Annotated in this window: 18 protein-coding genes; 14 read left to right on the top strand and 4 right to left on the bottom strand. The window is 40.9% G+C overall.

The window, feature by feature from the left end; genetic code table 11:
* The first annotated feature begins 284 nt into the window (after nt 1-284).
* Both rpoB and rpoC read left to right on the top strand, forming a co-directional pair.
* Entirely contained in the window at nt 285-4,310 is a 4,026-nt protein-coding gene (gene rpoB / locus ICJ55_RS01400) for a DNA-directed RNA polymerase subunit beta (protein WP_188157018.1), read from the top strand.
* A gap of 181 nt (nt 4,311-4,491) precedes the next feature.
* Nucleotides 4,492-8,775, top strand: a complete 4,284-nt coding sequence (rpoC, locus tag ICJ55_RS01395) for a DNA-directed RNA polymerase subunit beta' (RefSeq protein ID WP_188157017.1) — start codon at nt 4,492-4,494, stop codon at nt 8,773-8,775.
* Nucleotides 8,776-8,981: 206 nt separating this feature from the next.
* Here rpoC and hemL read toward each other — a convergent pair whose 3' ends face one another.
* Complete coding sequence (hemL, locus tag ICJ55_RS01390; protein ID WP_188157016.1) at nt 8,982-10,262, bottom strand: glutamate-1-semialdehyde 2,1-aminomutase; 1,281 nt, start codon at nt 10,260-10,262, stop codon at nt 8,982-8,984.
* Between the two features lie 142 nt (nt 10,263-10,404).
* Between hemL and wecA the strand changes: the two genes are divergently transcribed.
* The 5 genes from wecA to rffA are packed head-to-tail and all read left to right on the top strand — an operon-like array spanning nt 10,405 to nt 15,360.
* Nucleotides 10,405-11,469, top strand: coding sequence for a UDP-N-acetylglucosamine--undecaprenyl-phosphate N-acetylglucosaminephosphotransferase (gene wecA, locus ICJ55_RS01385; RefSeq protein ID WP_188157015.1), 1,065 nt, complete (start codon nt 10,405-10,407; stop codon nt 11,467-11,469).
* 11 nt (nt 11,470-11,480) lie between these two features.
* The gene (locus ICJ55_RS01380; RefSeq protein ID WP_188157014.1) at nt 11,481-12,290 is read left to right on the top strand and encodes a Wzz/FepE/Etk N-terminal domain-containing protein; all 810 of its coding nucleotides are present in this window, start codon (nt 11,481-11,483) and stop codon (nt 12,288-12,290) included.
* A 48-nt stretch (nt 12,291-12,338) separates the two neighbouring features.
* A complete protein-coding gene (gene wecC, locus ICJ55_RS01375) occupies nt 12,339-13,583 on the top strand; it encodes a UDP-N-acetyl-D-mannosamine dehydrogenase (RefSeq protein WP_188157013.1) in 1,245 nt (414 codons plus the stop codon).
* Nucleotides 13,571-14,215 (top strand): dTDP-4-amino-4,6-dideoxy-D-galactose acyltransferase, encoded by a 645-nt coding sequence (gene rffC / locus ICJ55_RS01370; protein ID WP_244141782.1) that lies wholly within the window; start codon nt 13,571-13,573, stop codon nt 14,213-14,215. Before wecC ends, rffC begins: the two co-directional genes overlap by 13 nt.
* Nucleotides 14,212-15,360: a dTDP-4-amino-4,6-dideoxygalactose transaminase gene (gene rffA, locus ICJ55_RS01365; RefSeq protein WP_188157012.1), complete on the top strand. Its 1,149-nt coding sequence runs from the start codon at nt 14,212-14,214 to the stop codon at nt 15,358-15,360. The genes rffC and rffA overlap by 4 nt, the downstream gene beginning before the upstream one ends.
* Nucleotides 15,361-15,411: 51 nt before the next feature.
* Here the strand turns inward: rffA and ICJ55_RS01360 are convergent, their stop codons facing one another.
* A complete protein-coding gene (locus tag ICJ55_RS01360) occupies nt 15,412-17,214 on the bottom strand; it encodes a DUF4153 domain-containing protein (RefSeq protein WP_188157011.1) in 1,803 nt (600 codons plus the stop codon).
* Between the two features lie 66 nt (nt 17,215-17,280).
* On the bottom strand, nt 17,281-18,234 hold the full coding sequence (gene corA, locus ICJ55_RS01355) for a magnesium/cobalt transporter CorA (protein ID WP_188157010.1): 954 nt from the start codon (nt 18,232-18,234) through the stop codon (nt 17,281-17,283).
* A gap of 328 nt (nt 18,235-18,562) precedes the next feature.
* Between corA and ubiE the strand changes: the two genes are divergently transcribed.
* From ubiE to hemB, 7 genes are all read left to right on the top strand, one after another.
* On the top strand, nt 18,563-19,351 hold the full coding sequence (gene ubiE / locus ICJ55_RS01350) for a bifunctional demethylmenaquinone methyltransferase/2-methoxy-6-polyprenyl-1,4-benzoquinol methylase UbiE (protein ID WP_188157009.1): 789 nt from the start codon (nt 18,563-18,565) through the stop codon (nt 19,349-19,351).
* Nucleotides 19,352-19,353: 2 nt separating this feature from the next.
* Nucleotides 19,354-19,983 carry a ubiquinone biosynthesis accessory factor UbiJ gene (locus ICJ55_RS01345; protein WP_188157008.1) on the top strand — a complete coding sequence of 210 codons (630 nt, stop codon included), beginning with the start codon at nt 19,354-19,356 and terminating at the stop codon, nt 19,981-19,983.
* Nucleotides 19,983-21,620 (top strand): ubiquinone biosynthesis regulatory protein kinase UbiB, encoded by a 1,638-nt coding sequence (gene ubiB / locus ICJ55_RS01340; protein WP_188157007.1) that lies wholly within the window; start codon nt 19,983-19,985, stop codon nt 21,618-21,620. The genes ICJ55_RS01345 and ubiB overlap by 1 nt, the downstream gene beginning before the upstream one ends.
* Before the next feature lie 109 nt (nt 21,621-21,729).
* Nucleotides 21,730-21,981, top strand: a complete 252-nt coding sequence (gene tatA, locus ICJ55_RS01335; protein WP_188157006.1) for a twin-arginine translocase TatA/TatE family subunit — start codon at nt 21,730-21,732, stop codon at nt 21,979-21,981.
* A gap of 3 nt (nt 21,982-21,984) precedes the next feature.
* Nucleotides 21,985-22,629, top strand: coding sequence for a Sec-independent protein translocase protein TatB (tatB, locus tag ICJ55_RS01330; RefSeq protein ID WP_188157005.1), 645 nt, complete (start codon nt 21,985-21,987; stop codon nt 22,627-22,629).
* Entirely contained in the window at nt 22,616-23,371 is a 756-nt protein-coding gene (tatC, locus tag ICJ55_RS01325) for a twin-arginine translocase subunit TatC (RefSeq protein ID WP_188157004.1), read from the top strand. Before tatB ends, tatC begins: the two co-directional genes overlap by 14 nt.
* A gap of 62 nt (nt 23,372-23,433) precedes the next feature.
* On the top strand, nt 23,434-24,453 hold the full coding sequence (gene hemB, locus ICJ55_RS01320) for a porphobilinogen synthase (RefSeq protein WP_188157003.1): 1,020 nt from the start codon (nt 23,434-23,436) through the stop codon (nt 24,451-24,453).
* 76 nt (nt 24,454-24,529) lie between these two features.
* On the opposite strand, the gene ICJ55_RS01315 is transcribed toward hemB, so the two are convergent.
* Nucleotides 24,530-25,219, bottom strand: a complete 690-nt coding sequence (locus ICJ55_RS01315) for a pirin family protein (RefSeq protein WP_188157002.1) — start codon at nt 25,217-25,219, stop codon at nt 24,530-24,532.
* Between the last annotated feature and the right edge of the window lie 107 nt (nt 25,220-25,326).

The raw sequence follows: 25,326 nt of genomic DNA, 5'->3' as shown, positions 1-25,326 counted from the left end.
TAAAATCCGCTATAATTTACAACCATTTTTAGTAAAAATTGGCTGACGGCTTGACCGCTCAGCCTTTTGTGCTTGAACGCAAGTGTTGGTTTTGTCATTTTAATCAACAAAATTTGCAAATTTCCTGCCCAATTTGACCGCTTGCAGTAGTGATTTTTGACTGCTTGATTGGCGATTGGAAAATGACACCTCGTACAGTTTTTTATAATGCCACTTCCAACCGAGTCTTTCGTGTCGGATTGTGTAATCTCAACCAAAATATACATCAGAGGCTATCTTAAAAAATGGCATATTCATATTCCGAGAAAAAGCGTATCCGTAAGAGCTTTGGCAAACGTCCACAAGTTCTGAACGTACCTTATCTATTAACAATTCAGCTTGATTCTTTTGAAAAATTTATTGAAAAAGATCCTGAAGGGCAACAAGGTTTAGAAGCGGCATTCCGTTCAGTTTTCCCGATTGTGAGCAACAACGGTGCAACTGAATTGCAATACGTTTCTTACGAATTAGGCGATCCGGTGTTTGATGTTCGTGAATGTCAAATCCGTGGCACAACCTATGCTGCACCATTACGCGTAAAATTGCGTTTAGTATCTTATGACCGTGAGGCTGCTGCCGGTACGGTGAAAGATATTAAAGAGCAAAACGTGTATATGGGCGAAATCCCATTAATGACCGATAACGGTACTTTCGTTATCAACGGGACTGAGCGTGTTATCGTTTCTCAATTACACCGTAGCCCGGGCGTGTTCTTCGATTCTGACAAAGGTAAAACCCACTCTTCAGGTAAAGTGCTTTATAACGCACGCATTATTCCTTACCGTGGTTCTTGGTTAGATTTCGAGTTCGACCCGAAAGATAACTTATTTGCTCGTATTGACCGCCGCCGTAAATTACCGGCAACTATCATTTTGCGTGCATTAGGTTACAGCACTGAAGAAATCTTAAATTTATTCTTCGAAAAAATTACGTTTGAAATTGTTGATAACAAATTATTAATGACGTTAGTGCCTGAGCGTTTAAGAGGCGAAACGGCAACATTCGATATTTCAGCAAACGGCAAAGTATATGTGGAAGTGGGACGTCGTATTACCGCTCGTCACATCCGTGCATTAGAAAAAGATAACGTTACCCAAATTGAAGTGCCGGTTGAGTATATCGTCGGTAAAGTTGCTGCTCAAGATTACGTTGATTTATCGTCAGGCGAAGTGATTTGCCCTGCGAATATGGAAATCTCAATGGAAATGTTGGCAAACTTATCAGCGGCCGGCTATAAAGAGATTGACGTATTATTTACCAACGATTTAGACCACGGTTCATACATTTCTGAAACCTTACGAGTGGATCCAACTTACGACCGTTTAAGTGCGTTAGTGGAAATCTACCGTATGATGCGTCCGGGTGAACCACCAACGAAAGAAGCGGCAGAAGCATTATTCGATAATATGTTCTTCTCAGCAGAACGTTATGACTTATCTGCGGTAGGTCGTATGAAGTTCAACCGCTCTTTAGATATTCCTGAAGGCGTGGGTAGCGGTATCTTAAGCAACGATGACATCATCGGTGTAATGAAAAAATTAATCGAGATCCGTAACGGTCGTGGCGAAGTGGACGATATCGACCACTTAGGTAACCGTCGTATCCGTTCGGTCGGCGAAATGGCAGAAAACCAATTCCGTATTGGTTTAGTGCGTGTTGAGCGTGCAGTACGTGAGCGTTTATCTTTAGGTGATTTAGATGGCGTAACCCCACAAGATTTAATCAATGCAAAACCGATTTCTGCGGCAGTGAAAGAGTTCTTCGGCTCTTCACAACTTTCGCAATTTATGGACCAAAATAACCCGCTTTCAGAGGTTACGCACAAACGCCGTATTTCTGCATTAGGTCCGGGTGGTTTAACTCGTGAGCGTGCAGGTTTTGAGGTTCGAGATGTTCACCCAACTCACTACGGTCGTTTATGCCCAATCGAAACCCCAGAGGGTCCAAACATCGGTTTGATCAACTCGCTTTCTGTTTATGCTCGTACTAACAACTACGGTTTCTTAGAAACTCCATTCCGTAAAGTGGTTGATGGTCAAGTTACTGAAGAGATCGAGTACTTATCAGCGATTGAAGAGAGCAACAATATTATTGCTCAGGCGAACTCAAACTTAGATGAGAATTTCCGCTTTACTGATACTTATGTCACTTGCCGTCAGCAAGGTGAGTCTGGTTTATTCAAACCGGAAGAAGTTCAGTATATGGACATCTCAACCCAACAAGTGGTTTCGGTTGCGGCAGCGTTGATTCCGTTCCTTGAGCACGACGATGCGAACCGTGCGTTAATGGGTGCGAACATGCAACGTCAGGCAGTTCCAACATTGCGTGCGGACAAACCGTTAGTCGGTACCGGTATGGAAAAACCAATCGCTCTTGACTCAGGGGTTGCGATTGTGGCGAAACGTGGTGGTACGGTCCAATATGTTGATGCTTCTCGTATCGTAGTGAAAGTTAATGAAGATGAAACGATCCCAGGCGAAGCAGGTATCGACATCTATAACTTAATTAAATACACCCGTTCAAACCAAAACACCTGTATCAACCAAGTACCTTGTGTGAACTTAGGCGAGCCGGTAGCACGTGGTGAGATCTTAGCAGACGGTCCTTCAACAGACTTAGGTGAATTAGCGTTAGGTCAAAATATCCGTGTGGCATTTATGCCTTGGAACGGTTATAACTTCGAAGACTCAATGTTAGTGTCTGAGCGTGTGGTTCAAGAAGATCGCTTCACGACAATCCACATTCAAGAATTATCTTGTGTGGCTCGTGACACCAAATTAGGTGCAGAAGAGATCACAGCGGATATTCCAAACGTGGGTGAATCTGCATTAAGCAAATTAGATGAATCGGGTATTGTTTACATCGGTGCGGAAGTGAAAGGTGGCGACATCTTAGTCGGTAAAGTAACCCCTAAAGGTGAAACCCAATTAACACCGGAAGAGAAACTATTACGTGCGATCTTCGGTGAAAAAGCATCAGACGTTAAAGATTCTTCACTTCGTGTACCAAACGGTACTTCAGGTACGGTTATCGATGTTCAAGTATTTACCCGTGATGGCGTAGAGAAAGACAAGCGTGCGAAAGAAATTGAAGAACTTCAACTTCGTGAAGCGAAGAAAGATTTATCTGAAGAGTTAGAAATCTTAGAAGCCGGTTTATTCACTCGTGTTCGTAACTTGTTAATCGAAGGCGGCGTGAAAGAGTCTGCACTAGATGGCGTTGCTCGTGAGAAATGGTTAGAACAAACTTTAGATGACGAAGCGAAACAAAATCAATTAGAGCAGTTAGCGGAGCAACACGAAGAGTTACGCAAAGAGTTTGAACGTAAACTTGAAATCAAACGTAATAAAATCATTCAAGGCGATGATTTAGCACCGGGCGTGTTAAAAGTAGTTAAAGTTTACCTTGCGGTTAAACGCCAAATCCAACCGGGTGATAAGATGGCTGGTCGTCACGGTAACAAAGGTGTTATCTCAAAAATCAACCCTGTTGAAGATATGCCATACGATGAAAACGGTCAGCCGGTAGAAATCGTATTGAACCCGCTGGGCGTACCATCTCGTATGAACATTGGTCAGATCTTAGAAACCCACTTAGGTTTAGCGGCTCGTGGTATCGGTGATCAAATCGATAAGATGATCAAACAACAGCAAGAAATTGCTAAATTACGTGAATATATCCAAAAAGCGTATGACTTAGGACACGGTTCACAAGTGGTTGATTTAAGTACCTTCACAGATGAAGAAGTAATGCGTTTAGCACAAAACTTACGTAAAGGTTTACCGCTTGCAACACCTGTATTCGATGGTGCTCACGAAACGGAGATCAAAGGCTTATTAGAATTAGGTGGCTTACCGACTTCAGGTCAGATTACCCTTTACGATGGTCGCACAGGTGAGAAATTTGAGCGTCCTGTAACCGTAGGTTATATGTATATGCTCAAATTGAACCACTTGGTTGATGATAAAATGCACGCACGTTCAACCGGTTCTTATAGCCTTGTTACTCAACAACCGTTGGGTGGTAAAGCACAGTTCGGTGGTCAGCGTTTCGGTGAGATGGAGGTTTGGGCATTAGAAGCATACGGTGCTGCTTACACCTTACAAGAAATGCTCACAGTGAAATCAGATGACGTGAACGGTCGTACGAAGATGTACAAAAATATCGTAGACGGCACACATTATATGGAGCCGGGTATCCCAGAGTCATTTAATGTAATCACCAAAGAGATCCGTGCATTAGCGATCGATATGGAGTTAGACGAAGCGTAATAGTTGATTTTCCCTTGATCAAACTCTTCTCTTTAGAAAAGAGGGGAGCAGATCGGAGAATAAACTACAACAAGCGGTCAAATTTCGTAAAAATTTTGCAAAATCTAACCGCTTGTAGACAAAATTTACTCGCTCGGCTAATTGCGGGGCGAACTTAAAAACCTACCCTAGGGGCAAAAAAGTGAAAGACTTAGTGAAGTTTTTAAAAGCACAAACAAAATCAAGCGATGATTTTGATGTGATTAAAATTGGTTTAGCATCACCGGACAAGATCCGTTCTTGGTCGTTCGGTGAAGTAAAAAAACCGGAAACGATTAACTACCGTACCTTCAAACCAGAGCGTGATGGTTTATTCTGTGCACGTATTTTCGGACCGGTAAAAGATTACGAGTGTTTATGTGGTAAATATAAACGTTTAAAACATCGTGGTGTAATTTGTGAAAAATGCGGTGTTGAAGTAACCCAAACTAAAGTACGCCGTGAGCGTATGGGTCATATCGAATTAGCGTGTCCGGTTGCCCACATTTGGTTCTTAAAATCACTTCCGTCCCGTATCGGATTAATTTTAGATATGCCGTTACGTGATATTGAACGTGTACTTTATTTCGAAAGCTATGTTGTAACTGAGCCGGGTATGACTGATTTAGAGAAAAATCAGCTATTAACCGAAGAACAGTTTATGGATGCTGAAGAGCGTTGGGGCGATGAGTTTGAAGCGAAAATGGGTGCCGAAGGTATCCAAGCATTACTTCGTGATTTAGATTTAGAACACCAATGCGAAGTATTGCGTGAAGAGTTACAAGAAACCAACTCTGAAACCAAACGTAAAAAAATCACTAAACGTTTAAAAACCTTAGAAGCATTCTTGCAATCAGGCAACAAACCTGAGTGGATGGTAATGACTGTATTACCGGTATTGCCACCGGATTTACGTCCGTTAGTTCCGCTTGATGGTGGTCGTTTTGCAACGTCTGACTTAAATGATTTATACCGCCGTGTAATCAACCGTAATAACCGTTTAAAACGCTTACTAGACTTAGTTGCACCGGATATTATCGTGCGTAACGAAAAACGTATGTTACAAGAGTCTGTAGATGCGTTATTAGACAACGGTCGTCGTGGTCGTGCGATTACCGGTTCTAACAAACGTCCGTTAAAATCTTTGGCAGATATGATCAAAGGTAAACAAGGTCGTTTCCGTCAAAACTTATTAGGTAAACGTGTAGACTACTCAGGTCGTTCGGTAATTACCGTAGGTCCATACTTACGCTTACACCAATGTGGTTTACCGAAGAAAATGGCATTGGAATTATTCCGTCCGTTTATCTATTCTAAATTAGAATCTCGTGGCATTGCATCAACTATCAAAGCTGCGAAGAAAATGGTAGAACGTGAAGATCCGATCGTATGGGATATTCTTGCAGAAGTTATTCGCGAGCACCCGATTCTTCTTAACCGTGCACCAACGCTTCACCGTTTAGGTATTCAAGCGTTTGAACCGTTATTGATTGAAGGTAAAGCAATCCAGTTACACCCTCTTGTGTGTGCGGCGTTCAACGCGGACTTCGACGGTGACCAAATGGCGGTACACGTTCCATTAACACTCGAAGCACAATTAGAAGCACGTGCGTTAATGATGTCTACCAACAACGTACTTTCACCGGCAAGTGGTGATCCGATTATCGTTCCATCTCAAGACGTTGTATTAGGCTTGTACTATATGACCCGCGAGAAAGTAAACGGTAAAGGCGAAGGAATGTACTTCTTAGACCCTCGTGAAGCGGAGAAGGCTTACCGTACAGGTCAGGCAGAATTACACTCTCGTGTAAAAGTGCGTGTAACAGAATATGAGAAAAATGAAGCAGGCGAATTTGTTGCTAAAACAGAATTAGTGGATACCACAATCGGTCGTGCAATCTTATGGATGATCGCACCAAAAGGTATGCCATTTAGCTTATTCAACCAAACATTAGGTAAAAAAGCGATCTCAAAATTAATTAACGAAAGCTACCGCCGTTTAGGTTTGAAAGAATCCGTTGTTTTAGCTGACCAAATTATGTACACAGGTTTCGCTTACGCTGCACGTTCAGGTGCTTCTGTTGGTATTGATGATATGGTGATCCCAGAGCAAAAATACGCCATCATTGAAGCAGCTGAAGCAGAGGTTGCTGAAATTCAAGAACAGTTCAATGGCGGTTTAGTGACTGCGGGTGAGCGTTATAACAAAGTAATCGATATTTGGGCGGCAGCAAACGAACGTGTGGCGAAAGCGATGATGGAAAACCTTTCAACGGAGGAAGTTATTAACCGTGAAGGTAACCCTGAAAAGCAAGCCTCATTTAACAGCATCTTTATGATGGCGGACTCAGGTGCACGTGGTTCTGCGGCACAGATTCGTCAGTTAGCCGGTATGCGTGGTTTGATGGCACGTCCGGACGGCTCGATTATAGAAACTCCAATCACGGCAAACTTCCGTGAAGGCTTGAACGTTCTTCAGTACTTTATTTCTACCCACGGTGCACGTAAAGGTCTTGCCGATACCGCATTAAAAACAGCGAACTCAGGTTACTTAACCCGTCGTTTAGTGGATGTAGCACAAGATTTAGTGATTATCGAAGATGACTGCGGTACTCACGAAGGTATTGTGATGACCCCGTTAATCGAAGGTGGTGATGTGAAAGAAGCTCTGCGTGATCGAGTATTAGGTCGTGTAGTAGCTGAAGATGTATTAAAACCGGGTACAGATGAAGTTTTAATTCCACGTAACACCTTATTAGATGAAAAATGGTGTGATGTGGTAGATCGTGAATCTGTTGATGTGATCAAAGTACGCTCGGTAGTAACTTGTGATACAGACTTTGGTGTGTGTGCGAAATGTTACGGTCGTGATTTAGCACGTGGACACTTAATTAACCAAGGTGAAGCGGTTGGCGTTATTGCAGCACAATCTATCGGTGAGCCGGGTACACAGTTAACGATGCGTACGTTCCACATTGGTGGTGCGGCATCTGCGGCAGCGAAAGAATCTAGCATTCAAGTGAAAAATGCAGGTACGATTAAACTCACTAACGCGAAATTCGTTACTAACAAAGACGGCAAAATCGTATTAACTTCACGTAACACTGAATTGACGGTTATCGACACTTTCGGTCGTACCAAAGAGAACTATAAAGTGCCTTACGGTGCAGTGTTATCGAAAAATGACGGTGCAGAAGTGAATGCAGGTGAAGTAGTTGCGAATTGGGATCCGCACACAATGCCGGTTATCTCAGAGGTTTCAGGTCGTATCCAATTTAGCGATATCGTTGATGGCTTAACCGTAACGCGTCAAACTGACGAATTAACAGGTTTATCATCAATCGTGGTTCAAGATGTGGGTGAACGTGCAACAGCAGGTAAAGACTTACGTCCGGCATTACGTTTAGTAGATAGCAACGGTAACGACATCTTAATTCCGGGTACAGACGTTCCGGCACAATACTTCTTACCGGGTAAAGCAATCGTAACCTTAGATGATGGTGCAGAAATTGCAGTGGGTGAAGCATTAGCTCGTATTCCACAAGAATCTGTAGGTACAAAAGATATTACTGGTGGTCTTCCACGCGTTGCGGACTTATTTGAAGCTCGTAAACCGAAAGATCCGGCAATCTTGGCAGAAATTTCAGGTATTGTATCATTCGGTAAAGAAACCAAAGGCAAACGTCGCTTGGTAATTACACCGGCTGAAGGTGAAGCGTTTGAAGAAATGATTCCAAAATGGCGTCAGCTCAACGTATTCGAAGGCGAAATGGTACAACGTGGTGATGTCATTTCCGATGGTGCAGAAACGCCACACGATATCTTGCGTTTACGTGGTGTTCACGCAGTAACCGACTATATCGTTAACGAAGTGCAAGAAGTTTACCGCTTACAAGGGGTAAAAATTAACGACAAGCACATTGAAGTTATCGTTCGCCAAATGTTACGTAAAGCAACCATCACCAACGCTTACGACTCTGAATTCCTAGACGGAGAACAGGTTGAAGTAGCTCGAGTGAAAATCGCTAACCGTAAACGTGCGGAAGAAGGCAAGCCACTTGTTGAGTTCGAGCGTGAATTGCTTGGTATTACTAAAGCATCACTTGCAACAGAAAGCTTCATTTCTGCGGCATCGTTCCAAGAAACGACTCGAGTGCTTACCGAAGCCGCTGTTGCAGGTAAACAAGATGAGTTGCGTGGTTTGAAAGAGAACGTGATCGTAGGTCGCTTAATTCCTGCGGGTACAGGTTTTGCTTACCACCAAGCTCGTGCGAAAAAACGTGCACAACTTGAAGCAGGCATTGCAGTAGCACCTGAGTTTGAAGCACCGGCTGCAAAAGAAAATTCATTTGTAACCGATGCAGACATTGAAGCTGAATTTGAATTTGTTGCAGATGACGCAACTCAAAGTTTAGCAGCATTGTTAAATGCGGGTGATGAAGAGTAATAGTTTGTAATCTAGGCTATTAAATAAAGAAACCCTCAGACTGAATCTGAGGGTTTTTATATTTATAATTCTTTTAATAGATAGACTAACTATGATAGTAGTTTATATATTCAATATATAAAAGAGATTCTTTTAGCTACAAGTGTGGAAAACTATTTCAGAAATTTGCAAATTTCTTTTCCAATCCAACCGCTTGTAAGGGGTAATTACAGCTCCCCAAACGCCTTATCTGCAGCCTCTAACGTGCGAGCAATATCCTCATCTGTGTGAGCTAAAGACATAAAACCTGCCTCAAATGCTGATGGGGCTAAATAAACACCTTGCTCTAGCATTAAGTGGAAGAAACGGTTGAATTTGGCTGCATCGCATTTCATCACTTCTTGGAAGTTGGTTACCGATTTTTGTTCAGTGAAGAATAAACCGAACATTCCACCAACATATTGGACAGTGAGTGGAATATTATGCTTGTCTGCTAAGGCTTTAAATCCTTCGGCAAGGATTTGGGTTTTGGTTGCTAATTGTTCTTCGTTACCTGATTTTGATAATTCGGTTAAACAAGCCAAGCCTGCTGCCATTGCAATCGGGTTGCCTGAAAGTGTGCCAGCTTGGTAAACAGGGCCTGTTGGGGCGATGTATTCCATAATCTCTTTTTTACCGCCGAATGCACCCACTGGCATACCGCCGCCGATAATTTTGCCGAGCGTGGTTAAATCAGGCGTAACGCCATAGTAAGATTGAGCACCACCAAGTGCGACACGGAAACCTGTCATCACTTCATCAATAATAAATACTGCACCATATTGTGTGCAAAGCTCACGTAAGCCTTGTAAAAAGTCTTCTTGTGGCGGAATACAGTTCATATTGCCTGCAACAGGTTCAACAATTAAACAAGCAATATCATTTGGATATTGTTCAAACGCCGCTTTTACGGAATCTAAATCGTTGTAAGTGCAAGTAAGTGTGTGCTTAGCGAAATCGGCAGGCACACCCGGGCCGCTTGGCTGACCGAGCGTTAAAGCCCCAGAACCTGCTTTTACTAATAGCGAATCGGAGTGCCCGTGATAGCAGCCTTCAAATTTGATGATTTTATCTCGTCCTGTATAGCCACGAGCCAAGCGAATAGCAGACATTGTTGCCTCTGTGCCACTACTTACCATTCTTACCATTTCAATAGAAGGGATTAATTTGCAGACTAATTCGGCAAGAGTGATTTCAGCAGCAGTTGGAGCTCCGAAACTTAATCCGTTCGGCACGGCTTTTAATACGGCATCAATAATAGATGGGTGATTATGCCCTAATACCATCGGACCCCAAGAGCCTACATAGTCGATATACTGTTTGCCGTCGCTATCGGTAATATAAGCCCCTTGTGCTTTTTCAATAAATACTGGCGTGCCTCCCACGCCTTTAAAGGCACGAACAGGAGAGTTTACCCCGCCTGGAATCACTTTCTGGGCTTGTTCAAACAATTTTTCTGACATTGACATAATAATTCCTTTTTACTTAAAACAAATTTGTGTTCTATTGTACTGAAAAGCCTCTATTTTCGCTAAAAAATTTTACGGTTTTGTTGCCTTGTGCTATTCTGAGTACCTATTTTTATTGCACATTTTTTGAGGTAATCCCACTATGTGGCTTACTTTTCTAACCGTATTTATTGTTTCATTTCTCGCCTTAATTGTGATGCGACCTGTGGCGGAATTTGTGGGTTTAGTCGATAAACCAAACTTTCGTAAACGCCATCAAGGTTTAATCCCGTTAATTGGCGGTATTGCATTATTTATTGGTAATCTCACTTTTTATTTTATGCAGTGGCAAGATATGCGGCTGCCGGAGCTTTACCTTAGTGCCGTTACTATTTTGCTGATTATCGGTGTATTAGATGACCGCTTTGACATTAGTCCACTATTGCGTGCGGGCATTCAAGCCGCATTAGCAGGAGCGATGATTTACAGTGGCTTATCGCTTAGCAGTTTAGGGCAGATAATCGCCCCATTTAGTATTGAGTTGGGTTGGTTGGGAATTGTATTTACAGTGTTCATTACCATTGGTGTGATTAATGCCTTCAATATGGTTGATGGTATTGATGGCTTGTTAGCTGGGCTATCAAGTGTGAGCTTCGCCGGGCTTGGTACATTGATGTTTATTAAAGATGAGCCAACTTTAGGCTATTGGTGTTTTGCTCTCATTTTTGTATTACTGCCGTATGCAATGTTCAACTTGAGTGTATTCGGAGCAAAATGGAAAGTATTTATGGGCGACTCAGGTAGTATGCTGATTGGCTTTACCATTATTTGGGTTTTACTGTTAAGTACGCAAGGACAAGGCTCGCCAATCAGCCCAATTACCGGGTTATGGCTGATTGCAGTTCCTCTCATTGATATGGTGGCGGTCATTATCCGTCGTTTGAAAAAAGGTAAAAGTCCGTTCAAACCTGACCGCTTGCACTTGCACCATTTAATGATGCGAGCAGGGCTAACCTCTCGCCAAGCTCTGTTAGTGATTACACTTTGGGCAGGATTTTGTGCCACTATTGGCATTTTGGGCGAAGTATATTACTGGAACCAGTGGGTAATGATGTTGATGTTTATCGGTGTATTCTTTTTGTACGCCTATTCGATTACCCGAGCGTGGCGTATAACGCGTTTTATTCGTCGTTTAAAACGCCGTGCAAAACGTACTAAACAAGTTTAAAGGAAATTTTTGTGAAAACGCTATTTTATCGTTTTTTAGTGCTTATTTTATTTACTGCTATTGGAGTAGGATTGGGTTATGGCTTAAGTTATTCGCAGCCGGAAAAATGGAAAGTAACCGCACAATTTGAACAACCGAATGTACCTGATTTAGGTAACTACTATTCGTTACTCTCTACCTATCATTTTTTGAGTAGTAGTACGCCTGAGCTTAGCAATCAAACTGTACAAAAAGAAGCGGTTGAACAAGTTTATGAAGAATTTAAACGTAATTTAACCTCAGCAGATTTACTCCAAGCCTATTTAGTAGAAAGTGAAGTTGTGAAGTTAAAGGCACAAGTTGAGAAAAAATCGACAGCGATTGTTGCAGCTGAATTAGTGGAGCAGTTTAGTTTCCAAAAAGATGTAGCCACTTCTGCCGATAATTTGAGTTTAACGTTAGAAAATGCAGAAGATGCTCAAAAATTATTAACGGATTTTATTCCACTGGTAAATACTCAAGCTCGTGAGAGGTTAAACGCCGATTTAATTGCGAAATGGAAGGTGTTATTCCAACAAATTAAAACGGCATCAGAGTTAAATGTTGGAGCAAAAGGTAATCAAGACTGGGCGGCAAAATTGCAAATGATGCGTTCGGTTCAGCCATTAGATAACCAATTAAAAGCTTATCGTTTGGTGAAATCGCCATCTGTTCCACTAAAAGCAGAATCGCCGGATCGCCTATTTTGGTTAATGATTGGTGCATTAAGTGGATTGCTTATCGGCTTTGTGTTGAGTTTTGCAGTAAGAGCAAAAACGAATGCAACATTAGAAAATGTATAATTAAAATGGCATACGTTAGTGTGCCATTTCTATTTTTAATGGGTAAAGATGCAAAAAACTAAATTTAATCGAATTTGTATTATTGGCTTAGGCTATATCGGGCTGCCAACGGCGGTGGCTTTTGCCAATGCAGGTAAGCAAGTGATTGGGGTGGATATTAATGAGCAAGTTGTAGCAAGCCTCAAGCAAGGTAAAATCCATATTGTTGAACCTGATTTGCAAACTGCCTTCACGCAAGCGGTCAAAAATAGCAATTTTTTTGCAACTCAAACGCCTGATACTGCTGATGCCTTTATTATTGCAGTGCCAACGCCACTATTAGAGAAAAAGCCCGATCTCTCCTATATGCAAAATGCTGCTTTAGCTATCGCCCCTTATTTACGCAAAGGGAATTTGGTAGTGCTTGAGTCCACATCGCCTGTTGGCACAACAGAAAAACTAGCTGAGTGGCTAAGCCAAGCCCGTCCCGATTTAGCCTTTCCTGCCGATGTGCATATTGCCTACTGCCCTGAACGTGTTTTACCCGGCAGAATAATGACAGAATTGGTGGAAAATAACCGCATTATTGGTGGTTTAACCCCCCAATGCAGCCAACAAGCGGTCGATTTATACCAAATTTTTGCAAAAGGGAATTGTATTTCAACCCAAGCTCGCACGGCTGAAATGTGTAAGCTGGTGGAAAATAGCTTTCGTGATGCAAATATCGCTTTTGCCAACGAACTTTCAATGATTTGCGATGAGCTGGATATTAATGTGTGGGAGCTCATTGAGCTTACCAATCAGCACCCAAGAGTGAATATTCTACAACCCGGAGCCGGCGTGGGCGGACATTGCATTGCGGTTGATCCTTGGTTTATTGTGTCTCAATCGCCTCAATTAGCCCGTTTAATTCGCACTGCACGGGAAGTAAATAATGCCAAGCCGCAATGGGTGTTAGAAAAACTTAAAGCCCTAGTGGAGGATTGTGTGGCAGAGAAAGATTGTAAACTGAGTGAGCTAACTATTGCTTGTTTTGGTTTAGCATTTAAACCAGATATTGATGATTTGCGAGAAAGCCCAGCCCTAGCAATTACCCAACAGATAGCTCGATGGCATAAAGGCAGAGTGATGGCGGTTGAACCAAATATTCAGACTTTATCGTTAGAAAATATAACATTAGTTGATACTGACACAGCACTTTCCCAAGCCGATATTATTGTTCTATTGGTTGATCATACACCATTCAAACAAATCTCAATTGATCGTGTGAAACAAAAATATCTGCTTGATTGCAGAGGGATATGGTTAAGATGATAAGGGCGGATAAATGGCTCTCTGATTTTTTCGGCAGAGAAATCGTGCAAGCAAAAGTAGCGGCTGATAATTTTGTTCACATAGACCGACTGCAAAAACAAGGTTTTATCTTTGTAGAAGGCGAGGTGGAACTTGCATTCGATCTTGTAAAATTTTCGCAAAATTCGACCGCTTGTAGTAAGGCTACGATGGCAGATTTACCCGAATTGATCTCATTATTTCGTCCAGCTTTTCCGAATAGTCGCTTTCGCCCACCCTATTTTTCTTTAGCAGAAAATCAACGCTTTTATCAGACCTGGATTGAAAATGCGGTAAAAGGTGAATTTGATGATATTTGCTTCATTAAACGAAATGAATTAGGGCAACTTCAAGGGGCGATTACTGTTCGCCTATTGGCTGGAAATCAAGCCAAAATTGGATTATTGGCGGTAGAGCCACGTTTTCAGCAACAAGGGATTGGTTCTGCATTATTGCACGCTGCAATCTATTGGGCGAAGCAACAACAGGTAGATAAGTTATTTGTTGCTACGCAAAGTAGTAATCTGAAGGCTGCTCGGTTGTACCAATCTCTAGGGGCAAATATACAAGCGGTCTATTATTGGTTTTATCCTGCAATTTTAAGCAATTTATGAAAAATACAGATCTTATCCCATTCAATCAACCACCGATTATTGGCTCGGAACTTGGCTATATTCAACAAGCAATGGCGAGTAGAAAGCTATCAGGCAATGGTAAATTTACCCATTTGTGCGAACAGTGGCTGGAGAAAAACCTCACGCACAGTAAAGTGCTACTCACACCTTCTTGCACGGCAGCCTTAGAAATGGCTGCGATTTTGTTGGATATTCAGCCTGATGATGAAGTGATTATGCCAAGTTACACTTTTGTTTCTACTGCTAATGCTTTTGTGCTGCGTGGGGCGAAAATCGTGTTTGTGGATATTCGCCCTGATACAATGAATATTGATGAAAACCAAATTGAGCAAGCCATCACGCCGAAAACCAAAGCCATTGTGCCTGTGCATTATGTAGGTGTGGCGTGCGAGATGGAAAAAATTATGGCGATTGCTGAAAAGCACGGGCTTTATGTGGTGGAAGATGCCGCTCAAGCGGTTAATGCCTTTTATCAAGGCAGAGCATTAGGTTCAATCGGGCATATTGGTTGCTATAGTTTCCACGAAACTAAAAATTACTCGGCAGGTGGTGAAGGTGGAGCAATCGTGCTGAATGATCCGACATTGATCGCTAGAGCAGAGATTTTACGGGAAAAAGGCACGGATCGAAGCCGGTTTTTTCGTGGCGAGGTGGATAAATACCGTTGGCAGGATATTGGATCGAGCTTTTTGATGTCGGAAATTCAAGCTGCCTATTTGTATGCTCAACTTGAAGTGGCAGATAAAATCAACCAAAAGCGATTGACCTTGTGGCGAAACTATTTCCAAGCCTTTTTACCGTTAGCTCAAGCAGGCAGAGTAGCCTTACCAAGTTCGGCAGAACAATATCAACATAACGGGCATTTGTTTTATCTGAAACTGAAAGATTTAGCTGAACGTTCGGCGTTTATTGCGTTTATGAAAGCTCGAAAGATCTTAACGGTGTTTCATTATGTGCCGTTACATTCCAGTCCTGCCGGGGGGAAGTTTGGCAGATTTAGTGGGGAAGATCGTTTTACTACACAAGAAAGTGAACGATTAGTGAGATTGCCGCTGTTTTATAATTTAACTGAACAAGAGCAAAACAAAGTGATTGAAGCGGTAAGAGATTTCTTTTTTCAATAAAAAAGCTGCTTGCTGTTATATCAGAAGCAGCTTTTTAGGGAATATTAAGGATTATTTCAACATCAAATATTTTGTTGTGAAATTATCTACCACATAGCCAATATTATCTTCAAACTGAAGTCGAATATCACTCAGTGATAACACCGCACTGCCTAAATCAATGTTAAGTAGATCGGATTTTATGTTTTCCAAAACTTCATATTGATGCGTTTGAGTAATGTCTAAATTATGCTTATCAAAAATTTTTCGCACTTCATCGTCTATATTAAATTGAATTTCCGGCTCAATGCCTTTAAAGGCAATGATAAACTCCGTCGGGGCTTTTATTTCATCACAGGCTTGGGCGGTTTCGGTATAATTATCCACATTAAATTCATTAGTGGTAAAGTCATAACCTTGATAGATTAACGTTTGGCACTGATTTATATCTTCTTCGGTTCTTCGAGTATAGATATGGGTTGGGCGATAAAACATTCTCTCTAAAACAATAAACTCTTTCGCATTTTCAATATCGGCTTTGGTTAAGCGAATAGGGCGGCGATCAGAGGCTTCAAAGATGCGTGGATTCTCATTATAATCTCTCTCGCTAATCAGTTCATAAGGTGACTCAATACCATATTTTTCTTTAAATTTTTCAGAGTGAAATTCTCTTGCAACATAACTTACCATTGAATTAAAACGTTCAATTTCAGCACGGTTATCACCTAGTAATTGTTTATGCTTAGATACGGCTTCTTTATCGATTTTATTATTCTTATCTAGCAAGTTATGTTCGTTTAAATAGCGATCTAAACGCTGGGTTTGGTCTTTAATCGCCATTTGTTGTGGGTCTAAAACAAATACTGAAATTAAAATGACTGCAATTGAAACAGCAGAGAATAAGCGGTATTGAGCGAAACGTTGTACTAGTAATAATCCATAACAGATGGATAAGGTAGTAGCTCCAATCACTAAATAAATACGAGCTTCGGTTAAGCCATAATTGCTTAGGCGAATGTAAATGGCATACCACACTAAAGCGAGTGGCAATAAGGCTAAATAAATATAGTAACGATAGAACCACTGCCATTTTGCATTTTGTAGCAATAATTGTACCGCTTGTATTGCTAAACCAATGGTTAAATAGGGGAATGCAACGTTTGCCACCACGCCATTTGGCATTTCGCCTCTGATAATAATATAAACCACATAAGCATAAATAATGGTGGTATAGATAATTAACGCCGGTGATAAAATCCAGTTTAGTAACATTTCACCGACTCGATTTAAATAGGTGGAGTCATCCGCAGATCTTTGGTGTTCAAGTGTTAGAAATAGAACAGGGAAAGCCCAAACAATAGAAAATATCCAGAACCGCTCGAATAGAGAGTAGTCATAACTATTGAGGTTAAATAGCTTGGTAATGGCAAATGTAATCGCACTTAATGCTGCAAAAATAATCGTTGCTAATACAAAAGCAAAGCCAATATTTACTAATTTATTGACCGTTTCACGGACAAAATATGTATTATTTTTATGCCAATGTTGGCTGATTAAACATAAGAAAGTACAAAGCATTACAGCCCAATAACGGGAATCTTTAATAAGTTCAAGTTTGATTTCAGTAAAAAACAAGGCAATTGCAATCGGCAACAGAATTAAAAGCCAATAAGCTTTGGTGCTGCGTGCTAAATAAAGCACTATAAAGCAAATTGGAGCAAGGGCAATTAAGTTTTGAAAAGTTTTTAATGAATTATATTCGCCCCCATAAGGCAGCAATATTGATGTTACATAGGTTACGAATAAAATTTCAATCGGGTGCTGGATAATGGCATTTTTTACCATATTGCCGAAGTGTTTTAATTTATCAAACATAAATATTTCCTAGCCAATTGTGAGAGAATAAGAAAGCCTATAGTTTATAAAACTATAGACTTTCTTTTATAACCAACCCTTACGTTTAAAGTAAAGATAAGGAGCTGAGGCGGCGATAATCATCAAACCAATCGCCATTGGGTAACCATATTTAAAGCCCAATTCCGGCATAAATTCAAAGTTCATTCCGTAAGTGGAGGCTACTAAGGTTGCCGGCAGGAACATCACCGACACCACCGAGAAGAATTTCATAATGCGGTTCTGCTCAATATTGATATAACCCATTGCCGCTTGCATTAAGAAGTTTACTTTTTGGAATAATGACTCATTATGCGGTTGTAGAGATTCAATATCTCGCATAATATCCCGAGCCTGCTCAAGCTGATTATTCGGCAAGCGGGTTTTTCGTAGTAAGAAACTTAATGCACGCTGAGTATCCATCAGGCACAAGCGTACTTTTGAACTGGCATCTTCAAACTCGGTTAAGCGAGAGAGTGCGTCGTTGAAATTATCTTTTTCTTGTTTACCATCTAAAATGACACGGCTTAATTTTTCCAAATCTGCATAAACTTCTTCAATTACATCAGCAAGCTGCTCAATTTTGGTTTCAAATAAGTCGAGTAGCAGTTCATAAGCGTTACTGTCGATCAATTTTTCACGGCGTGAACGCATTCGGTATAAACGAAATGCGGGTAAGTCTCGATCACGCAAAGTAAACAAACGCCCATCACGAATAGTAAAAGCAACGGTAGCAATGTCAGCGTAATCGTCATCATCTAAACAATAAAAGAATGAGTGCAAGTGCAAGCCGTCTTCATCTTCAAAAAAGCGGGCGGAAGCCTCTAAGTCTTCTAATTCACGTTCTTCGGCAAGGGTTTGATCTAAACGGCTTTCTAAAACACCACGTTCGGCATCGGTTGGATCAACCAAATCAATCCAAATAGCATCGTTTAATAAAATAGGATTTGTTTCATCCACGCTGATTAAGCGTGCGTTATCCAGTCCAAAAGCACGGATCATAATTAAGCTCCGAATGGTTAGGAGGCTAGGACAAAAAGGAACAAAGATACTGGGAAGTATTACCGATCTTGTCGGTAATTTGAGGTTAGACAAGATAGGTTAAAGAGTTAAGTATCGACTATGGCTGTCCAAAATGTGTAATCCTCAAGAAAAATAGTGTGCGAATGTTACAGAATTTAGGGGTTTTAGTCAAGCAAGTGAAGGTTTACTTGGAAAATTGGCAATGCTACAAGCGGTGATTTTTTTGATGAAATTTGCAAATTATTAAGGAAAAACAACCGCTTTTTTGCTATGGTTACACCTAAATTTTAATGAAAGAGAATTAGCTATGAATAACGTTCAGCAACCAGAACAAATTGAAAAATTAGATCAAGTAGCAGAGACAACCCACTTTGGTTTTAAAACAGTTGCCAAAGAAGAAAAACAGCAACTTGTGGCGAATGTGTTTCACTCGGTAGCAGGTAAATATGACTTAATGAATGACTTGCTCTCATTTGGTATCCACCGTGTATGGAAGCGTTTTACCATTGATTGCAGCGGTGTTCGTAAAGGACAAAAAGTGCTGGATTTAGCAGGCGGTACAGGTGATTTTACTGCAAAATTTTCTCGTCTTGTCGGTGAAACCGGCGAAGTAATTTTAGCGGATATCAACAGCTCAATGCTTGAAGTCGGGCGTGAAAAATTACGCAATTTAGGCGTAGTGGGCAATGTGAGCTATGTGCAGGCAAATGCTGAGTGCTTGCCTTTTGCCGATAATACTTTTGATTGTATCGTCATCAGCTTTGGTCTGCGTAATGTTACTGATAAAGATAAAGCTCTACGTTCAATGTTCCGAGTACTAAAACCGGGTGGTCGCTTACTTGTTTTAGAGTTTTCAAAACCGATTATTGACCCAATCAGCCAGCTTTATAATTTCTATTCGTTCAATATTTTACCGAAAGTTGGCGAAGTGGTGGTCAATGATGCGGAAAGCTACCGCTATTTGGCGGAATCTATCCGTATGCACCCGAAGCAAGACGAACTAAAATCGATGATGGAACAAGCAGGCTTTGAAAGCGTAAATTACTATAATTTAAGTGCGGGCATTGTGGCATTACACAGAGGTTATAAATTTTAACGATGTTAAATGAACTTAAACAACAATTGATGTTTCCTCAATTTGCTTTTGGGTTGATTGAAACGGCATTTAATGCGTTACTTAAACGCTCACCACATATTGAGCCTAACCTACGTAAATTAGCAGGAAAAGTGCTGAAAATTGAGCTAACTTCGCCAAAAATAGATTTTTTTATCCTGTTTGGTGAAAATCGAACAGATTGGCTAGGTAGCTATGAAGGCGAGCCAGATTGTTCTGTACAATTGGTGTTTGAAACACTCCCTAAACTGGCAGATAAACAAAAACTCACCGACTTAATCAATAATAAATCGCTCGTGCTAAATGGCGATATTCAGGTGTTGCAACATTTCACCACGTTACTTGAGCAGTTAGAAAAAGACCCTGCGGAGTTGCTTTCCCCTTTTGTTGGCGATGTGGTGGCACAAATCTCAACCGATTTTGCGAAAAAATTGTTCCACAAAGCCAAAGCTCAATTTACGCAAAATAATCAACATTTGGTTGGAAACTTAATGCAAGAACGTCCGGTATTGGTGCATCGCTTACAAGCATTGAATTTTTACGACCAAGTTGAAGAACTTGCCCAACAAGCGGTTAAATTAGAGCAAAAATTCGCAAAATTAGGAATTCATTAATGCAATTTAGAAATATTCGGCGTTTTTATCAAATTATCCACACTTTCCTCCGCTATGGCATTGATGAAGCCATTCCGAATCTACCTATTACTCGCAAAATGAAACTAGGGCGTACGGCGTTATTTTGGGTGAAAAATCAGCATCAAGATAAACCTTACGGCGTACGGTTGCGTTTGGCGTTGCAAGAGCTTGGACCTGTTTGGATTAAATTAGGGCAGATGCTTGCTACTCGCCGTGATCTTTTTGCTCCGGAGTTGGCTGACCAACTCGCCTTGCTACAAGATAATGTAGAGCCTTTTGATGGCAAAATTGCTCGTCAAATTATGGAACAAGCATTGGGTAGTTCGCTTGAAACTTGGTTTGATGATTTTAATGAAACAGCTTTAGCTTCAGCTTCTATCGCTCAAGTTCACACGGCAAAATTTAATCAAAATCAACCGCTTGCAGGCAAAGATGTGGTGCTGAAAGTCATTCGACCGGGCATTGAACCTGTTATCAAAGCTGATTTGGAGTTAATGTATAAAATTGCTCGGCTGATTCCTAAATTATCAAATGATGGCAAGCGTTTGCGTGCGGTTGAGGTGGTTCGAGAATACGAAAAAACTATTTTAGATGAGTTGGATCTACGCAAAGAAATGCACAATGCCGTTCGGCTGAGAGCTAATTTTGAGAACAGCGAGATGCTCTATGTGCCTGAAATGTACCAAGATTTTTGCCATAAAAATCTAATTGTGATGGAGCGAATTTACGGTATTCCGGTGTCTAATATTGCTGAATTAGAAGCAAACGGCACGGATATGAAATTGCTTGCCGAGCGAGGAGTGCAAGTGTTTTTTACCCAAGTATTTCGTGATAGTTTTTTCCACGCGGATATGCACGCGGGCAATATTTTTGTAAACCGAGAACACCCTGAAAATCCACAATATATTGGTATTGATTGTGGTATTGTTGGTACGCTTAATCATAACGACAAACGCTATTTGGCAGAAAGTTTTGTGGCGTTTTTCAATCGAGATTATCGCCGAGTAGCGTTGATGCACGTGGAATCAGGTTGGACACCACCGGATACTGATATTGATAAATTCGAGCAAGCATTTCGTGAAGTTTGTGAGCCTATTTTTGCAAAACCACTGTCTGAAATTTCATTTGGGCACGTTTTATTGAATCTCTTTAATGTGGCAAGAGAATTTAATATGGAAGTCCAGCCGCAGTTGGTGCTTTTGCAAAAAACGCTTCTCTATATTGAGGGCTTAGGCAGACAAGTTTATCCACAGCTAGATTTATGGCAAACCGCTAAGCCGTTTTTACAAAATTGGCTGAACGAGCAAGTTGGCGTGAAAGCGATGATGCGCGATATTAAACAGCGTTTACCGCAATATCGCGAACATTTTGCGGAATTTCCTGAAGCGATGTTTAAAGCCTTGCAGCAACAAAAACAGATTAATTTTAGGTTGGCTGAGATTAATGAAAGCCTTAAAGCCCAAAATTCAAGCGGCAATAGTCGTTTTATTGTACTTTTAATCTCTGCAATTGTGATCCTTGGCACATTTTGGAAATTTGAATCTTTGCCTCTGTGGCTGAGTGTGTCATTATTAACCATATTTCCGCTGGCATTGATTTTGAGCCAACGCAAATAAGCGGTTATTTTTTACAAATTTTTTGCAAAATCCTTTTTTATATGTCAAAGTAACATATAATAACTGGAGTTTTACTTTATTTATTCCCAATTAAATGAAAGGAGTTTTTATGGGCGGTATTAGTATTTGGCAGCTTTTGATTGTGGTTGCAATTATTGTGTTACTTTTCGGTACAAAGAAATTGCGTACTTTAGGTTCTGACTTAGGCGAATCAGTGAAAGGCTTCAAAAAAGCAATGTCTGATGAGAAAAAAGACGCAGGATTTGAGAACGTTGAAAAAGTTGAAGTGGTTGAAGTAAAAGAAAGAGTTTCAACAGAGCAACAAACCGTTGTAAAAGATAAAGATAAAGAGCAGGTTTAATCCGTGTTTGATGTAGGTTTTTCTGAATTAGTACTGATTATGATTGTGGGCTTAGTGGTGCTAGGTCCAAAACGTATGCCGATTGCGATTAGAACCGTGATGGGCTGGGTAAGTACAATTCGAGGTTTAGCCGCAAACGTGCAAAATGAACTGTCTCAAGAACTTAAATTGCAGGAATTGAAAGAGAGTATTAAAAAAGCGGAAGAGCTTAATTTGAGTTCTCTGTCACCTGAATTGAGTAAAACCGTAGAAGATTTGAAAAACTCGGCGACTCAGTTGCAAGATTCGATTAATTCTGCAAAAAGTGAGTTTGATAACAATGCTGCAACATCAGCAACAGTTCCAAAACTGAGCGATGAGCAGGTGGCGGAAATCCAACAAAAAATTGAGCAGGAAAGCCAAGAGTTAGAAGCTCAAGAATTGCAAAAAATAGCAGAAAATCAACCGCTTGCAGTTGATGATTTATCTGAGAAATTGCCATCTTCTAATGCAGAAAGCGAATTATCGCCAGATGAAATTGCAGAATTAGCTGAAATGGAAGAAGCACTGGTGGATATGTCGGCTTACTACCCACCAGATGACGATTTAGCAACACCGGCTACAACTGAAACAGCGAAGAAATCGGAGGCAGAATATGGCAGAAGTTGATGAGTCTCAGCCGCTGATTTCACATTTAATTGAACTTAGAAACCGATTATTACGTTGTTTTATCTTTGTTTTAGTTGTGTTTTGTTGCTTAGTATATTGGGCAAATGATATTTATACCTTATTGGCAACCCCTTTAACAGAGAACCTGCCTGAAGGTGCAACGATGATTGCAACCAATGTTGCAACGCCGTTTTTTACCCCAATTAAATTGACCATTGTTGTGTCGGTGTTTTTGTCTGTGCCTTTTATTTTGTACCAAGTTTGGGCTTTCGTTGCCCCTGCGTTGTATAAGCAGGAAAAACGCTTAGTTTACCCACTATTGGTATCAAGTACCTTGTTGTTCTACTGCGGTGTGGCTTTTGCTTATTATGTCGTGTTCCCATTGGTTTTCGGCTTCTTAACCTCAACAGCCCCTGAGGGGGTAACAATGGCAACCGATATCAGTAGCTATCTAGATTTCGTTTTAACCATCTTTATGGCGTTTGGTATCTGTTTTGAAGTGCCAGTGGCTATTATCTTGTTATGTTGGGCGGGTGTAACGACACCTGAAGATTTAAGAGAAAAACGCCCATATATTATCGTGGCTGCTTTTGTAATCGGTATGTTCCTTACGCCACCTGATATTTTCTCACAAACCTTATTGGCTATCCCAATGTGCTTGTTGTTTGAAGTGGGAGTATTATGTGCCAAATTCTATCGTCCGAAAGACGATGATGAACCATCAGAACAGGTTGCACAGTAATAATTTTGTTAAAAAAGGCATAGCACCTGTGGCTGTGCCTTTATTCTTTTAGGAAATTTAAAATGCAAGTAATTCAATCTCAATTCCCTTTACGCCGTATGCGTCGTTTACGCAAACACGATTTTAGCCGCCGTTTAGTGGCAGAAAACCAATTAACTGTGAATGATTTAATTTATCCTGTATTTGTGATTGAAGGTGAAAATCAGCGTGTGCAAGTGCCTTCAATGCCGGGAGTAGAACGTTTAACTATCGATCAGCTTTTAGTTGAAGCAGAAGAACTCGTAAAATATGGTGTACCCGCAGTGGCATTATTCCCTGTGGTGGGCGATGCGAAAAAATCGCTAATGGCAGAAGAGGCTTATAACCCTGAAGGCTTAGCTCAGCGTGCAGTGCGTGCATTAAAAGCAAAATTCCCAGAGTTAGGTGTGATTACTGATGTCGCCTTAGATCCATTTACCACTCACGGACAAGACGGCATTATTGATGAGACAGGTTATGTAATAAATGACGTTACCACAGAAGTGCTGGTAAAACAGGCGTTATCACACGCAGAAGCAGGAGCAGATATTGTTGCTCCAAGTGATATGATGGACGGACGAATTGGCGAAATCCGTGAGGCGTTAGAGGCTAACGGTTTTATCAACACTCAAATTATGGCGTATTCCGCAAAATATGCCTCAAACTACTACGGTCCATTCCGTGATGCGGTAGGTTCTGCCGGCAATTTAAAAGGCGGCAATAAATACACTTATCAAGTTGATCCTGCGAATGGTAATGAGGGTTTACACGAAGTCGCAATGGATATTCAAGAAGGGGCGGATATGGTAATGGTAAAACCGGGTATGCCTTATTTGGATATGGTGTGGCGTGTAAAAGAGAACTTTGGTGTGCCAACCTTTGCCTACCAAGTTTCAGGCGAATATGCGATGCATATGGCAGCAATTCAAAACGGTTGGCTAAAAGAGCGTGAGTGCATTATGGAAGGCTTGCTCTGCTTCAAACGAGCAGGAGCAGACGGTATTTTAACCTATTTCGCGAAACGTGTGGCGAAGTGGTTATATGAAGATGCACAATCAAAATAATTGATGAACAACAAGCGGTTGGATTTGCAAAAAAATTTACAAATTTAACCGCTTGTATCTTATTTACACCCGTTATTTATACTAAGTCAAACAGTAAAAATTCTACGTCATCTTGAGCGTTAATTTCTAACAAATCTTCTTGGCGAATGCCTAAGGCATCGCTTGTGGTTAGCTCAACGCCGTTTACAGTTAAATTTCCTCTTACTACTTGTAACCAATAGCTGCGATTGCGGTTAAGCGTAACTTGCTCTGTTTTTGTTGTTGGGTATTGGTAACGCCACAATTTCATATCTTGATAAATTTTGAATGAACCATCTTCTGCGTTTGGCGAAAGAATTAACGTTGCCCCCTCTTTCGGAGCAAATTTGTCTTGGCTGTAGCGTGGAGTAACATCTTTCTGATTTGGAATAATCCAAATTTGATAAAGGTGTAGGGTTTCTTCTGAAGATGGGTTTACTTCCGAATGGAAAATCCCTGTGCCTGCCGACATAATTTGAAATTCGCCTGCTTTTACTTCGGTTTTATTGCCCATACTGTCTTCGTGAGCCACACGTCCGTTTAATACATAAGTTAAGATTTCCATATTGTCGTGCGGGTGTTTGCCGAAGCCATAATTTGGGGCGATGAAGTCTTCGTTAATCACGCGTAAATGAGAAAAATGGATATGCTTCGGATCATAATAATTGGCGAATGAAAAAGTGTGATAGCTCTCAAGCCAGTCGAAAGAACCGTTGCCGCGTTCGTTTGCTTTTCTAAGTTGTAACATAATATATTCCTTATTGTGTGTTTTGTTATGAATAGTTTACTCTGTTATTAAAATAGATAAATAGTGATTTTATAGATTAATTGTTTTCTATTGGTAAATAATGGATA

Origin of the sequence: Mannheimia bovis, from assembly GCF_014541205.1 — a bacterium.
Taxonomy (GTDB): domain Bacteria; phylum Pseudomonadota; class Gammaproteobacteria; order Enterobacterales; family Pasteurellaceae; genus Mannheimia; species Mannheimia bovis.
The sequence above is the reverse complement of the archived record's forward strand: the minus strand, read 5'-3'. Positions and strand labels throughout refer to the sequence as shown.

Bases quoted from the DNA above. Each gene is read 5' to 3' on its own strand.
- rpoB (WP_188157018.1), top strand. From the start codon at position 285: ATGGCATATTCATATTCCGAGAAAAAGCGTATCCGTAAGAGCTTTGGC.
- hemL (WP_188157016.1), bottom strand. From the start codon at position 10,262: ATGTCAATGTCAGAAAAATTGTTTGAACAAGCCCAGAAAGTGATTCCA.
- wecA (WP_188157015.1), top strand. From the start codon at position 10,405: ATGTGGCTTACTTTTCTAACCGTATTTATTGTTTCATTTCTCGCCTTA.
- wecC (WP_188157013.1), top strand. From the start codon at position 12,339: ATGCAAAAAACTAAATTTAATCGAATTTGTATTATTGGCTTAGGCTAT.
- rffC (WP_244141782.1), top strand. From the start codon at position 13,571: ATGGTTAAGATGATAAGGGCGGATAAATGGCTCTCTGATTTTTTCGGC.
- rffA (WP_188157012.1), top strand. From the start codon at position 14,212: ATGAAAAATACAGATCTTATCCCATTCAATCAACCACCGATTATTGGC.
- ICJ55_RS01360 (WP_188157011.1), bottom strand. From the start codon at position 17,214: ATGTTTGATAAATTAAAACACTTCGGCAATATGGTAAAAAATGCCATT.
- corA (WP_188157010.1), bottom strand. From the start codon at position 18,234: ATGATCCGTGCTTTTGGACTGGATAACGCACGCTTAATCAGCGTGGAT.
- ubiE (WP_188157009.1), top strand. From the start codon at position 18,563: ATGAATAACGTTCAGCAACCAGAACAAATTGAAAAATTAGATCAAGTA.
- ICJ55_RS01345 (WP_188157008.1), top strand. From the start codon at position 19,354: ATGTTAAATGAACTTAAACAACAATTGATGTTTCCTCAATTTGCTTTT.
- ubiB (WP_188157007.1), top strand. From the start codon at position 19,983: ATGCAATTTAGAAATATTCGGCGTTTTTATCAAATTATCCACACTTTC.
- tatA (WP_188157006.1), top strand. From the start codon at position 21,730: ATGGGCGGTATTAGTATTTGGCAGCTTTTGATTGTGGTTGCAATTATT.
- tatC (WP_188157004.1), top strand. From the start codon at position 22,616: ATGGCAGAAGTTGATGAGTCTCAGCCGCTGATTTCACATTTAATTGAA.
- hemB (WP_188157003.1), top strand. From the start codon at position 23,434: ATGCAAGTAATTCAATCTCAATTCCCTTTACGCCGTATGCGTCGTTTA.
- ICJ55_RS01315 (WP_188157002.1), bottom strand. From the start codon at position 25,219: ATGTTACAACTTAGAAAAGCAAACGAACGCGGCAACGGTTCTTTCGAC.